Genomic DNA, 13,418 nt, shown 5'->3' on the forward strand with positions numbered 1-13,418 from the left:
AAACTTGATTTTCAATTATTGAAAGTTTGATGATGAATAAATTAATTTTTCGTTAGTTCTTGTCATAACTTGGAAAGGAGAAAAATGTTCTATATTATCTTGTTGATTTTAGTTGCCTTTGCGTATATTTTCATGATGCCCAAAGACGTTCGGCGGAGTATGGACATTTTCTTCTTTGCTGGTGTTGGAGTTCTAGTTCTTGCTTTTGCTGTGGCACAGGCGGTAAGTCATCGGTCATTACTTTTAGAAATTATCGGTATTGTGGCGATGCTTGTCGTAACGGTCAGAGCTTGGATGGAATTGGAAAAGTTGGACAGTCGAAAAAGAAAAAAATAAATGATTGATTGATTAATAATCAAGCAATGAATAAAACTGTCAAAGTTTGGCAGTTTTATTTTGATTTTGTAGAAATGGAGAAAAAACATGGATATGGAAAAAGTGGCTCAAGGTTTTGAGCTAGTTGTTGCAAATATTATGTTACTATCTGAGAAATTGGATACAGATTTTTATGATGCTTTTGTAGAACAAAATGCTGCTTTTTTAGATGATACTGACCAAGGAATTGTTGAATTGTCAGTAAATAATGACAAACTTCGTCAGTTAAATTTATCAAATAAGGAGTGGCAAAAACTTTTTCAATTTGTTTTGTTGAAAGGGTCACAAGTCGCACCACTTCAGCCCAATCATGCAATGACTCCAGATGCAATTGGTTTAATTTTTAATTTCATTATTGAACATCTTAATAAAAATTCTGAACTTCGTTTAATTGAATTTGGGTCTGGTATGGGTAATCTTGCTGAAACGCTTTTGGTTAATCTTAATAAAAAGGTTGATTATGTAGGCTTTGAAGTTGATGATTTACTTTTAGATTTGTCTGCTTCAATGGCTGAAATTATGGGGAGTCAGGCTGAGTTCATGCAAATTGATGCAGTACAAAAGCGTTTGATGGAACCTGCTGACGTTGTTGTCAGTGATTTACCAATTGGTTTTTATCCAGATGATGAAGTTGCAAAGAATTTTGAAGTTACGACTACTGACGGACATACTTTTGCTCATCATCTTTTGATTGAGCAATCATTTAATTATTTAAAAGAGGGTTCTTTTGCCATTTTCCTAGCTCCAGAAGATTTACTGACAAGTCCTCAAGGACCTCTATTAAAGGAGTGGATTAGTAAACATGGGAGTGTGATGGCTGTCATCACTTTACCAAAATCACTTTTTAATGCTGATGCTAAGGCGATTTATGTTTTGAAAAAGGGGCCGGCTGCACATGCAACTTTTGCTCACCCTTTGTCTTCACTGACAGACAGAGAAAGTTTAGAAGTCTTTATGGAAGAATTTACAAAAATTGTAAAATTATAAGATTGAAATTACTGACAGGTTCTGTCAGTAATTTTTTTGGTTAAAATGTATGAAAATGATTGAATTTGAAAACGTTTTTTATTTTAAAAACTACATCTTGAATTAAGCTCGTGAATCATGACCGAAAAACACAAAAGGAATTGTAATTGTGTTATAATTTAACCGTATTTCAAATTCAAGGAAGGTTTATTAAACATGACCAAAACATTAGCAGTTAACGCTGGTTCATCATCTATGAAATGGCAAATGTATGAAATGCCAGAAGAAAAAGTTCTTGCCAAGGGATTAATCGAACGAATTGGTTTGAAAGATTCGATTGTGACCGTCAAATTTGGTGAGCAAAAAGAAGAACGCGTTTTTGACATTCCAAATCATACAGAAGCAGTAGAAGTTTTACTTGAAGATTTAAAACGATTGAAAATAGTAGAGGAATTTACTGAAATTACAGGTGTAGGACATCGTGTGGTTGCTGGAGGTGAAATTTTCCAAAAATCAACAGTTGTTACACCAGAAGTGTTGCAACAAGTTAAAGATTTGTCAGCTCTTGCTCCTTTGCATAATCCAGCAAATGCTGCAGGAATTGAAGCTTTTTTGAACTTACTGCCTGATGCAACTTCAGTAGTAGTTTTTGATACAGCTTTCCATACAACGATGCCTGAAAAAGCATTCCGTTATCCATTGCCTAAAAAATATTATACAGATTATGCTGTCCGTAAATATGGGGCTCATGGAACTTCACACATGTATGTTTCACAAGAAGCTGCAAAATTACTTGGAAAACCAATTGAAGAAACTAAAATTATCACTGCTCATATCGGGAATGGCGCATCACTGACAGCAGTAAAAGGTGGGAAATCAATTGATACTTCGATGGGATTCACACCACTTGCTGGAGTGATGATGGGAACACGTACAGGTGAAATGGACCCTTCTGTTTTTCCATACCTTATTGAAAATGACTCTGAGTTAAAAGATGCTCAAGATGTTGTTGATATGATGAACAAAGAATCTGGTCTCTATGGTGTATCTGGTATTTCATCAGATATGCGTGATATCATTGCTGCTAAAGATACAGATACTGATGCAAAACTTGCATTCGAGATGTATGTTGACCGAATTCAAAAATTTATTGGTCAATATTTGGCCGTTTTGAATGGGGCTGATGCTCTTGTCTTCACCGCTGGTATTGGTGAAAATTCGGTTCCTGTTCGTGAAGCAATTCTTTCTGGATTGACTTGGTTTGGAATTGAAGTTGACCCTGAGAAAAATGTCTTTGGCGTCGAGGGAGAAATTTCAACACCTCATTCACGCGTAAAAGTTTTTGTGATTCCAACTGACGAAGAGCTTGTAATTGCTCGTGATGTTGAAGCACTTAAAAAATAATTAATTAAAAGATTTTGTTCTAAAACAAAATCTTTTTTATTTTTAAAATGACATAAAATGATAAGTTCTGGGAATCCTTGAGGGAGGAGAAATGAAATCAGACATAAAATATGATATAATTTTAAGAATAAAACGCATACATTAAGGAGAGTAAGTATGGAAAAAACGCTCGCTGTCAATGCAGGCTCCTCGTCATTAAAATGGCAACTTTACGAAATGCCGGAAGAAACCGTGATTGCTAAAGGAATTTTTGAACGTATTGGTTTGTCTGGCTCAATCTCAACAACTAAATTTAACAATGAAGAACACGTTAGAAAACAAGAAATTGTTGACCATCGTCAAGCTGTTTTGTTATTAATGGATGAATTAATTCACTTTAAATTAATTCATGAATTCCGCGAAATCACAGGAATTGGCCATCGTGTTGTTGCAGGTGGGGAATTTTTCAAAACTTCTACGGTTATTAGTCCTGAGGTTTTGGCTGAGATTAAAAATCTTTCAACTTTGGCTCCTTTGCATAATCCTGCTAATGTTTTAGGGATTGAAGCTTTTCAACGGCTATTACCAGATGCACTTGCAGTTGCAGTTTTCGACACTGCTTTTCACAGTACTTTGCCAGAAAAGGCTTATCGTTATCCTATTCCAACAAAATATTATGAAGATTATTCAATCAGAAAATATGGAGCACATGGAACGTCACACATGTATGTCGCCCAAGAAGCGGCAAAAGTTTTAGGAAAACCATTGGAAGATTTGAAGCTAATTACGGCTCATATCGGAAATGGAGCTTCAATTACAGCAATTGAAGCTGGAAAATCTGTTGATACTTCAATGGGATTTACACCACTTGCTGGTGTAATGATGGGAACACGTGCAGGTGAAATGGACGCCTCAGTCATTCCTTATATGTTAGAGAGCGACCCAAGCCTTAGAAATGCTCAAGATGTGATTGACATTCTCAATAAAGAATCTGGAGTTCTTGGGGTGTCAGAACTCTCAAGTGATATGCGTGATCTTTCAGAAGCTGTGGCTAAAGGAAATCCTAAAGCGATTCTTGCTTATGAAATGTATGTTGACCGTCTCAAGAAATTTATTGCCCAATATTTTGGAGTGTTAAATGGGGCTGATGCTCTTATTTTCACGGCTGGTGTTGGTGAAAATGATACAGCTGTTCGGACTGATGTAGTTAATGGACTTTCTTGGTTTGGCATGGAAATTGATGAAAGTAAAAATGTTCGTGGAGCATTTGGTATTATTTCTAAACCAGAGTCTAAAGTGAAAGTACTTGTTGTGCCAACAAACGAAGAATTGGTTATTGCTCGTGATGTTGAAGCTGCTAAATAATTAGATAAAATTTACTGACAGAAATTTGTCAGTAAATTTTTTTATTTATGAAAAAGCTGTCAGTAAAGTTTTGACAAATGGTTTGTCTTCTATAAAAGAAAGCGTTATAATTAGAGTAAATGGAGGGAAGGTTATGGAGGATTTACCAAAAGTTACAAAAGCTGAAATGTTGCCAGGAGTGCGTTTACGTTTGGAATTTGATAATGGACAAGTTCGATATTATCCTGTTCATGAGCAAATTGATTTGCTGATGAATCCTTTTGATGTGAGTAAGTTAAAAAAGACGTATGGCGCAAATTTGTTTCTTGGGGGAATGGTTTCATGGATTGGAAATGAGATTAAGATTGAACCTAATGGAGATTTGTTACTTAATAAATCGGTGATTCCTGCTGAAATTCTTTGGAAACACAGTCTTAAACATGTTGACAGTCTGGACCCGGAAAAATTGAAAGAGTTAGAAGAAATCAAGCACCCAATTTGGCAAGGTTTTAAAAGTCTTAATTTAATCTTTTGGATTGCGGGGATTCTTTTTGTGATTTATTTACTTATTCAGTTGTTGGGACATCTGGGTTTATTGACATCATGATAGTTTCTAAAAAGGCTTTGATTAGTCTTTTTTTCGTGAGCATTTTATGGTAAAATAGAGAAAATATAATAGAATAGGTGCAATATGGCTGAAATTAAATATAAACGCGTACTGTTAAAACTTTCGGGAGAGGCCCTCTCAGGCGAAAAAGGTTTCGGATTTGACCCTGAAACAGCAAAAGCTGTCGCTGAAGAACTCAAAGAAGTCCATGATTTGGGCGCAGAACTTGCGATTGTTTGCGGTGGTGGTAATGTTTGGCGTGGAGTTACTGGTGAGAAAGCCGGAATGGAGCGTGCTCAGGCAGATTACATGGGAATGCTTGCAACAATTCAAAATGGATTGTTCATTCAAAGCGCTCTTGAAAATATTGGGGTTGACACACGAGTGATGACAGCCATTGAGATGAAAGCTGTTGCTGAACCTTATATTCGTCGTCGTGCTGAACGCCATTTAGAAAAGGGACGTGTTGTCATTTTTGCTGGGGGAACTGGTTCGCCTTACTTTTCAACTGATACAACCTCTGCATTACGTGCTGCGGAAATTAATGCTGATGTCATTTTAATGGCTAAAAATGGTGTTGATGGTGTTTATAATGCTGACCCTAAATTAGTTGCTGATGCTATTAAATTTGAACATTTGACACATATGGATGTTATTACCAAAGGCTTGCAAGTAATGGACAGTACGGCTTCAACAATGTCAATGGATAATCATATTCCACTTGTTGTTTTCAACATGAATGAAGCTGGAAATATTACACGTGTCGTTCGTGGTGAAGAAATCGGAACAACGGTTGAATAAGATTTACTTACAAAAAAGTTGTCAGTAAATTTATTCATTAAAAAATTACTGATGGAAATACTAGCATATTCGTAAACGCTGAAGCGTCAACGACTATCCTATGATGGAAATACTAGCATAACTGTAATCATTAAAATACTAACGCTTAACTCTGACAAAGTTTATGTCAGTAAAATAAATAGAAGAATTAAAAGTAGAAAAAGGAAATAAAATGGCAAACGAAATTGTTACAACAGCTCAAGACCGGATGAAACAATCATTAGGAAGTTTACAACGTGATTTAGGACATATCCGAGCTGGTCGTGCCAACGCAAGTCTTCTTGACCGTGTTCAAGTTGTTTACTACGGCGCACCAACACCACTCAATCAATTAGCGTCAATCACAATTCCAGAAGCGCGCGTATTGATGGTTACTCCTTTTGATAAATCAATCTTGAAAGATATTGAAAAAGCATTGTATGAATCAGATCTTGGGATTACACCAGCAAATGATGGTTCTGTGATTCGTTTAGTTATCCCAATGCTGACAGAAGAACGCCGTCGCGAACTTGTCAAAGAAATGGGTAAATATATTGAATCAGCAAAAGTAGCAATCCGTAATATCCGTCGTGATGCAATGGACACTGCTAAGAAATCAGAAAAAGCAAAAGAAATCACTGAAGATGATCTTAAAGATCTTGAAAACAACATTCAAAAAGTGACTGATGACGCGGTTAAAGAAGCAGACCGTCTTGCATCAATTAAAGAAAAAGAATTGTTGGATATCTAAGTAGAACAATCTAACAAATAAAGTAATCTGTAAAAGCATTAACGGCTCCATTGAGCCGTTTTTACATCAAAAATCTGTCAGGATGGATAAATTTGAGAGAACTAATCAAACTTAGAGAGCAACCGTCTTATCTCAAAGAAGCAATTCGATTTTTTCAGGAAAAATGGGGAAATACGGACAGTAACCCTGTATATGATGACTGTTTGAAGCATAGTTTAGAGAGTAACAAAAAGATTCCTCAGTGGTATCTGATTGTTGATGAAGGAAAAATTATTGCGGGTTGTGGACTGATTAGCAATGATTTTATTAGTCGAATGGACTTATATCCTTGGCTTTGTGCACTTTATGTTGAAGAAAAATTTCGAAAGCAAGGTCTTGCTGGTCTGTTGATTGAAGCAGTAAAAGAAGATTGCAGAACTTTTGATTTTGATAAACTTTATCTTGCAACGGATTTTGCTGATTTCTATGAGCGCTTTGATTTTCATTATCTAGCTGACGGCTATCATCCTTGGGGTGAAAAATCACGGATTTACGAAGGAAATATCAATTAAACAGAGACAAATAGTCTCTCAATCACATTTTATAAAGAGGTACAAATGAGTATTATTGGACAAACAATCTCCGCGATAATCGTGGAAGAAAGTGAACGTTTCTATTTTCTCCAAAAGGGAGAAGATTTATTACGTTTAGATAAAACAGAAGGTGAACATACAGTTGGCGATGTGGTAACTGGTTTTGTTTATGTGGATAAAGATGACCATCGTCGTTTGACGACTTTGGAACAAAAAGCAACAAATGAGCATTATGGTTGGGGAACGGTAACAGCTGTTCGTAAGGACCTTGGTGCCTTTGTTGACACAGGTTTACCAGGAAAAGATGTGGTCGTCTCTCTTGATGATTTGCCACTCGAAAAAGACCAATGGCCAAAAGTTGGTGACCAACTTTATGTGAAATTAATTATTGACAGAAAAGAGCGGATTTGGGGTCATTTAGCTTGGCATGAAGATTTCTGGAATCTTGCAGGTCCTGGTTATGACAACATGCAAAACCAAGATTTACGAGCAATTGTTTATCGAAATAAAGAATCAGGAACATTTGTTTATTTGCCTGATAACAATATGCTAGGATTTATTCATCCAAATGAACGTTTCTCAGTCCCACGTGTCGGTCAAGAACTTCAAGTTCGTGTTATTGGTTTTAGAAAAGAAGACCGTAGTCTAAATCTGTCAGCAAAACCACGTGCTTATGAAATGCTTGATGCTGATAGCCAAATGATTTTAGCTTATCTTCAATCAATGGGCGGGAAAATGGCATTTAATGACAAATCAAATCCAGATGAAATTAAAGCAACTTTTGGAATCTCAAAAGGACAATTCAAAAAAGCGCTTGGTGGTTTGATGAAGGCTAAAAAAATCAAACAAAGTCCAGAGGGAACAGAATTAATCGGAGAATAATTTACTGACAGCTTCTTTAGAAATACTAAGCTTATTTAAAAGCATTCGTCAGTAAATTCTGTCAGTCTTATGACTTATAAAAATTTCTATCAGTAAAAAAGTAGCTTAATTGGCTACTTTTTTTGAGCTATGCTATAATATTTCACAAGACAAACAAAGTGAAGGAGAAATAATGGCAACAGAAAGAGCAATATTTGCAGGTGGATGTTTTTGGTGTATGGTTCAGCCTTTTGAAGAACGAGAAGGGATTTTATCTGTGATAAGTGGCTATACAGGTGGAACTGTTGAAAATCCAACTTATGAACAAGTAAAAAAACACCTGACTGGTCATACAGAAGCAGTAGAAATTATTTTTGATAATAGTAAAATTACCTATCAAAGTCTTGTTGAACTTTATTGGACACTCACGGACCCAACAGATGCTTTTGGTCAATTTGAAGACCGTGGGGATAACTATCGTCCAGTCATTTTTGTTGAAAACGAAGAACAAGAAAAAATTGCCAAAGAAAGCAAAGCGCAATTGCAAGCCAGCGGAAATTTTGATTCACCTATTGTGACAAGTATTGAAGCCGTTCAAAAATTCTGGCCAGCAGAAGACTACCATCAAGGATTTTACAAAAAAAATCCAGAAGATTATGCTCAATCAAGTAAAATTCGTCATGATTTTTTGGAAAAACAATGGGAAAAATAATTAATTTTCCGACTTAATGATAATAGAAAGAGAAAATGACTTTTTATAATTACCTTATGCGCCATCGCGCACCAGTAGAAAAAGATGATGCAACTCGTCTTGCAAATTTAGTTTTTCAAGATCCGCTTTTTCCAAAACAGTCTAAAGATTTTGATGAAATTTCGACTTATTTAGAAACCCAAGCCCCATTTTATTTTAATCTTACCCTGTTTGATAATATTTGGGAAAGTTATTTAGAAGCTTAAATTAAAGTAATTTGGAAATATTTTCTAAAAAAAATAGAGTTGACTCACTCTATTTTTTTTGTAAAATTTTTAAGCAAAATCATCTTCTAATTTTTCCTTATCCAAAAGTTTAATCATTCGTCCTTGACGGCTAATAATTTTATTTTCTTCAAAAACCTTGATTTTACGTGAAATTGTTTCTGGACTGGTTCCGATATAATTGGCAAGCTCCTTGAGTTTCATTGGAATTTCAAAATAAAGGCTATCAGAAGTGGCTGATAGATTCAAAAAGTAATGTGCAAGACGTGCTTCAACATCATCTAGTGCCAAAAATCCTGCTTGGTGCTCAGCAGCTAGATATTTTTTAGCATTAAGTTTTAAAAGTTGTAATGAAAGACTAGGATAAGTCGTTAATAATGTCTCAAAATCAGATTGACGCAAGAAACAAATCGTAGAATCAATCATGGCCTGACCATAAAGTTGTCCGTTAGTCACGCCAAGTAAGGCTCCTTCGCCTTCATAATCGCCTGCTTCGATGATTCTTAAAAGTTGCTCTTTGCCACTTTGTGAAAGTTGTGAAATTTTAAGTGCACCTTGAGCTACAATGACTAATAAAGGTTCTTTGTCAGGGCTAATAATAATTTCACCTTTTTTAATTTTTTTGTGTTCAACAATTTTTTCGACCTTAGTTAAATCTTGTTCAGCAAGTTTTTCAAAGAGTGGAACTAATTGGACACAATGATGATTATCTAAAGTCATTTTATTCTCCTTATTTGAGTAGATATTTTTCCTGAAAGATTTTCTTTAATTATAACCTTATTTTTAGTCATTTGCGACAGGAAAATTTTTGGATAGTATTTTTTTATGAGGAATTAAACGCATTGCGTTGAGAATAACCAATAAAATACTTGCTTCATGGACAAACATTCCAGTCGCCATATTGACATATTGTCCAATAAATCCTGAACTATTCCCCAAGATTAATCCGGAAAGAAGAAAGATTACAACAAAGAGAGCAATTAAAATATTTTGTCTCATATTTTTCCTTGTACTTTTTGCAAGGGAATGAGCATAAGAAAGGTTATCAAAATTAGAACTCATAAGGACAATATCTGAAGTTTCAATGGCGATGTCAGTCCCAGATGACATTGCGATTCCCACATCGGCAAGTGCAATACTAGGGCTATCATTAATACCGTCGCCTATAAATGCTACTTTTTTACCAGCTAGTTTATAGTCTTGCACGATTTTTGCCTTGTCTTCAGGTAGGAGGTTGGCGTAAACCTGACTGATTCCCACTTGTTGTGCAATTGATTGAGCGGTACTTTCATTGTCGCCTGTCAGCATTATCAGCTCTTTAATTCCTTGTTTTTTGAGTCTGGTCAGTGTTTCTTTTACATTTGGTCGGATTTCGTCAGTAATTCCATAAAGTAAACGCACCTTATCATCAGCAATTAATACTGTTGAAAGTCCATGTTTTTGAAGTTTCATTAAATCATTTTTTTGTTGAGCGTTTAAAAAAATTTTATGATTTTCAAGGAGTTTTTCGTTTCCAATCAATAAATGGTCAGCAGAAATCCCCTGTCCTTTTATGACTTCAATATTTTGAAGAGGTACTTTGGTAAATTCACCGATTTCATCAATGATCGCCTTAGCTAAAGGGTGATCTGATTGACTTTCAAGCATAGCGACCTGGTTGATAAGTTCGGTAGAAGCGCCATAATTTTTAGTAATGGAGACCTGAGTCTTTCCTTTGGTAAGTGTTCCCGTTTTGTCAAAAAGAAGCAGGTCAGTCTGACTAAAATTAGTCATGATATTTCCACCTTTAATTAAAATTCCCTTTTTGGCTCCATTCCCTATCCCTGCGACATTACTGACAGGAGGTCCAATGACAAGGGCACCCGGACAACCTAAAACTAATAAAGTAATTGCCAACTTGATATCTTGACTGACAAGGAAAATTAAAAAAGAGAGAACTAAAACACTAGGAGTATAATATTTTGCGAAACGGTCAATAAATTTTTCAGCAGAGGATTTTGTATCTTGGGCTTCTTCCACTAATTCAATAATTTTACCAAAGGTGGTATCCTCTCCTACCTTTTTAGCTTGAATCAAAAGACTTCCATTTTCAAGAAGCGTTCCAGCAAAAACCTTATCTCCGACTCCTTTTTTTATTTCAGCGGACTCCCCACTAATACTTGATTCATTGACAAAACCAGCCCCCTCATAAATAGTGCCATCTACAGGAATTTGAGCGCCAGTTTTTACTAATAATTCGTCATTAATCTTGACATCATCAATGTCAATGACTTCTCCAGAAATCCGAAGAGCGGTTGAGGGAGCAATTTCTGTCAAAGATTTAATGGAAGAACGTGTTTTTTCTAAAGTTTTCTTTTCCAAAAAAGCTCCGAATGCGAAAAGAAAAGTAACAATTGCTGACTCCTCATACTCTTGAATAAAAAGAGCAGCAATAACAGCAATTGATACCAATAATTCAATTGAAACTTGTTTGAATTTAAGTGCTTGGACTGCTTGAAAAGCAATTGGGACAAGACCAATAAATGTAGCTAATAAGAGTGCAAAGGCCCAAAGAAAATAAGAATTCAAAAGATATTTTCCACTATAAGCGATTAAAATTAATAAGGCTGAAAGACCAGTCAATTGATTACTATATTTTTTTAGTAAAGCTTGAAGTTTCATGAATTAACCTTTCTTGGTTTGATAGTTCTATTATAGATTACTTGCAACTTAAAAAAATTGATAGTCATCAAGAAAATTAACCTTTCGTAAACAAAGAAAAGTTGACATCAGTCCTTTTTTTTGATAGAATACTCAGGTATGTGAATTTTCACATGCACGGCGTGGAAGCTGTAAAATACAGCATCATACCACATCACGAAAACAAAATATAAGGAGAATTTATCGTGGCTAAACAAGTAGAAAAACTCGTTAAATTACAAATCCCTGCCGGTAAAGCAACACCAGCTCCACCAGTTGGACCAGCTTTGGGTCAAGCAGGTGTTAACATCATGGGATTCACAAAAGAATTCAACGCTCGTACAGCTGACCAAGCTGGTATGATCATCCCAGTTGTTATCTCAGTTTATGATGACAAATCATTTACATTCATCACAAAAACTCCTCCAGCAGCAGTTCTTTTGAAAAAAGCAGCAGGCGTTCAAAAAGGTTCTGGTGAACCTAACAAAACAAAAGTTGCTTCAGTTACAAAAGCACAAATCAAAGAAATTGCGGAACTCAAAATGCCTGACCTTAACGCGTCATCAGTTGAAACTGCAATGTCAATGATTGAAGGTACTGCAAAATCTATGGGATTCACTGTTACTGACTAAAAATTTAGACGAATTACTTCGTTGACAGAACCCTCACCTACTTAGGTAGGCTTCGGAACCTGTCGCCTCGTACTTCGACTAAATTTTCGAGATTTACATATTGTAAATTCAGAAAAAGTCACACATGCAATCCACACATTTAGTGGAAGGCTGTTACTCTTGTTGTTATAAAAGTACTATTAGTTCATCTGAGCGGCGAGGAGCGAGAAAATAGCTTCCGACGTTTAGTATAAAGACCGTGTTTGGAGGGGAATATTTTCCTTTGAGCGCAGCAGAGCGAATTTTCAAACGCAACAAGGAAGACAGACAACCGATATTACCACAAGGAGAAAATAGAAATGGCTAAAAAAAGTAAAGCATTGCGCGCAGCGATTGAAAAAATCGACGCAACTAAATTATACAGCGTAGAAGAAGCTGTAGCACTTGCAAAAGAAACTTCATTTGCAAAATTTGATGCAACTGTAGAAGTTGCTTACAACCTTAACATCGACGTTAAAAAATCTGACCAACAAATCCGTGGAGCAATGGTATTGCCAAACGGTACTGGTAAAACTGCTCGTGTTCTCGTTTTCGCTAAAGGTGCGAAAGCTGAAGAAGCTACAGCAGCTGGTGCAGACTTCGTTGGTTCTGATGAACTCGTTGCTAAAATCAACGGTGGATGGTTGGACTTCGACGTTGTTATCGCAACACCTGATATGATGGCTGTTGTTGGACGTCTTGGACGTGTCCTCGGACCACGTAACTTGATGCCAAACCCTAAAACTGGTACAGTTACTATGGATGTAACTAAAGCAGTTGAAGAATCAAAAGCTGGTAAAGTTAACTACCGTGCTGACAAAGCTGGTAACGTTCATGTTCCAATCGGTAAAGTTTCATTCGATACAGAAAAACTTGTTGAAAACTTTAAAGCTTTGAACTCTGTAATTGCAGCTGCTAAACCTGCTGCATCTAAAGGAGCTTACATCACAAACCTTTCTGTTACAACTACAATGGGTCCTGGTGTTAAAGTTGATTCTGCATCATTCTAATAACAATAAAAAAGAGAAAAATATTTTTCTCTTTTTTTATTTATTGTAGAATATAAAAAAACATGCTAGAATGAGGTATGTTATTATTTATATGGGCTTATACAACAATTATCTTTGCAATTGCCTATCTTTTTCAAGTTCTAAACTTGACGCTGATTGGATTAGAGGTCGTTACCATTCTCATTCTTTTTATCAGTTTTTGGGAAAGTACCAAAGGAAGACATTGGCGAATTATTGGAATGAATATTATTAATATTATATTCATAAGTATTCTATATTTTTCACAACATACCTTTACTTATATTCAACATCATGATGTCGAAAAAATGCTGGTCATAGTTGTTAGTTTTGTCTTGTCCCAATTATTGGGGATTTTTTGGGGGAGACAGTTTTATAAACATCAAGAAAAATCAAAAAAATAAAAGG

At 35.7% G+C, this 13,418-nt stretch carries 16 protein-coding genes; 14 read left to right on the top strand and 2 right to left on the bottom strand.

Annotation, left to right across the window (positions count from 1 at the left end):
- The first annotated feature begins 84 nt into the window (after window positions 1-84).
- The 11 genes from LDP15_RS10610 to LDP15_RS10660 all read left to right on the top strand — a co-directional run bounded on the left by LDP15_RS10610 (window position 85) and on the right by LDP15_RS10660 (window position 8,635).
- Window positions 85-336 (top strand): DUF3165 family protein, encoded by a 252-nt coding sequence (locus LDP15_RS10610; RefSeq protein ID WP_004254583.1) that lies wholly within the window; start codon window positions 85-87, stop codon window positions 334-336.
- A gap of 87 nt (window positions 337-423) precedes the next feature.
- Entirely contained in the window at window positions 424-1,362 is a 939-nt protein-coding gene (locus tag LDP15_RS10615; RefSeq protein WP_225513496.1) for a class I SAM-dependent methyltransferase, read from the top strand.
- Between the two features lie 195 nt (window positions 1,363-1,557).
- The gene (locus LDP15_RS10620; protein WP_012898519.1) at window positions 1,558-2,745 is read left to right on the top strand and encodes an acetate kinase; all 1,188 of its coding nucleotides are present in this window, start codon (window positions 1,558-1,560) and stop codon (window positions 2,743-2,745) included.
- A gap of 156 nt (window positions 2,746-2,901) precedes the next feature.
- Complete coding sequence (locus tag LDP15_RS10625; protein WP_015427114.1) at window positions 2,902-4,089, top strand: acetate kinase; 1,188 nt, start codon at window positions 2,902-2,904, stop codon at window positions 4,087-4,089.
- Between the two features lie 133 nt (window positions 4,090-4,222).
- Window positions 4,223-4,675, top strand: a complete 453-nt coding sequence (locus LDP15_RS10630) for a hypothetical protein (RefSeq protein WP_012898517.1) — start codon at window positions 4,223-4,225, stop codon at window positions 4,673-4,675.
- 84 nt (window positions 4,676-4,759) lie between these two features.
- On the top strand, window positions 4,760-5,476 hold the full coding sequence (gene pyrH, locus LDP15_RS10635) for a UMP kinase (RefSeq protein WP_004254608.1): 717 nt from the start codon (window positions 4,760-4,762) through the stop codon (window positions 5,474-5,476).
- Window positions 5,477-5,687: 211 nt separating this feature from the next.
- Window positions 5,688-6,245, top strand: coding sequence for a ribosome recycling factor (gene frr, locus LDP15_RS10640; RefSeq protein WP_004254618.1), 558 nt, complete (start codon window positions 5,688-5,690; stop codon window positions 6,243-6,245).
- 92 nt (window positions 6,246-6,337) lie between these two features.
- A complete protein-coding gene (locus LDP15_RS10645) occupies window positions 6,338-6,796 on the top strand; it encodes a GNAT family N-acetyltransferase (protein WP_015427113.1) in 459 nt (152 codons plus the stop codon).
- 45 nt (window positions 6,797-6,841) lie between these two features.
- Window positions 6,842-7,699, top strand: a complete 858-nt coding sequence (locus LDP15_RS10650; protein WP_010906261.1) for a S1 RNA-binding domain-containing protein — start codon at window positions 6,842-6,844, stop codon at window positions 7,697-7,699.
- Between the two features lie 172 nt (window positions 7,700-7,871).
- Window positions 7,872-8,390 carry a peptide-methionine (S)-S-oxide reductase MsrA gene (msrA, locus tag LDP15_RS10655; RefSeq protein ID WP_015427112.1) on the top strand — a complete coding sequence of 173 codons (519 nt, stop codon included), beginning with the start codon at window positions 7,872-7,874 and terminating at the stop codon, window positions 8,388-8,390.
- 35 nt (window positions 8,391-8,425) lie between these two features.
- Window positions 8,426-8,635: a YozE family protein gene (locus LDP15_RS10660; RefSeq protein ID WP_010906259.1), complete on the top strand. Its 210-nt coding sequence runs from the start codon at window positions 8,426-8,428 to the stop codon at window positions 8,633-8,635.
- A 69-nt stretch (window positions 8,636-8,704) separates the two neighbouring features.
- On the opposite strand, the gene LDP15_RS10665 is transcribed toward LDP15_RS10660, so the two are convergent.
- Complete coding sequence (locus LDP15_RS10665; protein WP_015427111.1) at window positions 8,705-9,373, bottom strand: Crp/Fnr family transcriptional regulator; 669 nt, start codon at window positions 9,371-9,373, stop codon at window positions 8,705-8,707.
- A gap of 63 nt (window positions 9,374-9,436) precedes the next feature.
- Complete coding sequence (locus LDP15_RS10670) at window positions 9,437-11,314, bottom strand: heavy metal translocating P-type ATPase (RefSeq protein WP_015427110.1); 1,878 nt, start codon at window positions 11,312-11,314, stop codon at window positions 9,437-9,439.
- A gap of 224 nt (window positions 11,315-11,538) precedes the next feature.
- Here LDP15_RS10670 and rplK point away from each other — a divergent pair, with 224 nt between their 5' ends.
- The 3 genes from rplK to LDP15_RS10685 all read left to right on the top strand — a co-directional run bounded on the left by rplK (window position 11,539) and on the right by LDP15_RS10685 (window position 13,414).
- Window positions 11,539-11,964 (top strand): 50S ribosomal protein L11, encoded by a 426-nt coding sequence (gene rplK / locus LDP15_RS10675; protein WP_004254643.1) that lies wholly within the window; start codon window positions 11,539-11,541, stop codon window positions 11,962-11,964.
- A gap of 338 nt (window positions 11,965-12,302) precedes the next feature.
- Window positions 12,303-12,992: a 50S ribosomal protein L1 gene (gene rplA, locus LDP15_RS10680; RefSeq protein WP_004254644.1), complete on the top strand. Its 690-nt coding sequence runs from the start codon at window positions 12,303-12,305 to the stop codon at window positions 12,990-12,992.
- Between the two features lie 77 nt (window positions 12,993-13,069).
- Window positions 13,070-13,414 (top strand): hypothetical protein, encoded by a 345-nt coding sequence (locus LDP15_RS10685; RefSeq protein ID WP_015427109.1) that lies wholly within the window; start codon window positions 13,070-13,072, stop codon window positions 13,412-13,414.
- Window positions 13,415-13,418: the final 4 nt, after the last annotated feature.

Source organism: Lactococcus sp. SK2-659 (assembly GCF_020218185.2).
In the GTDB taxonomy this organism is placed as follows: Bacteria; Bacillota; Bacilli; order Lactobacillales; family Streptococcaceae; genus Lactococcus; species Lactococcus lactis.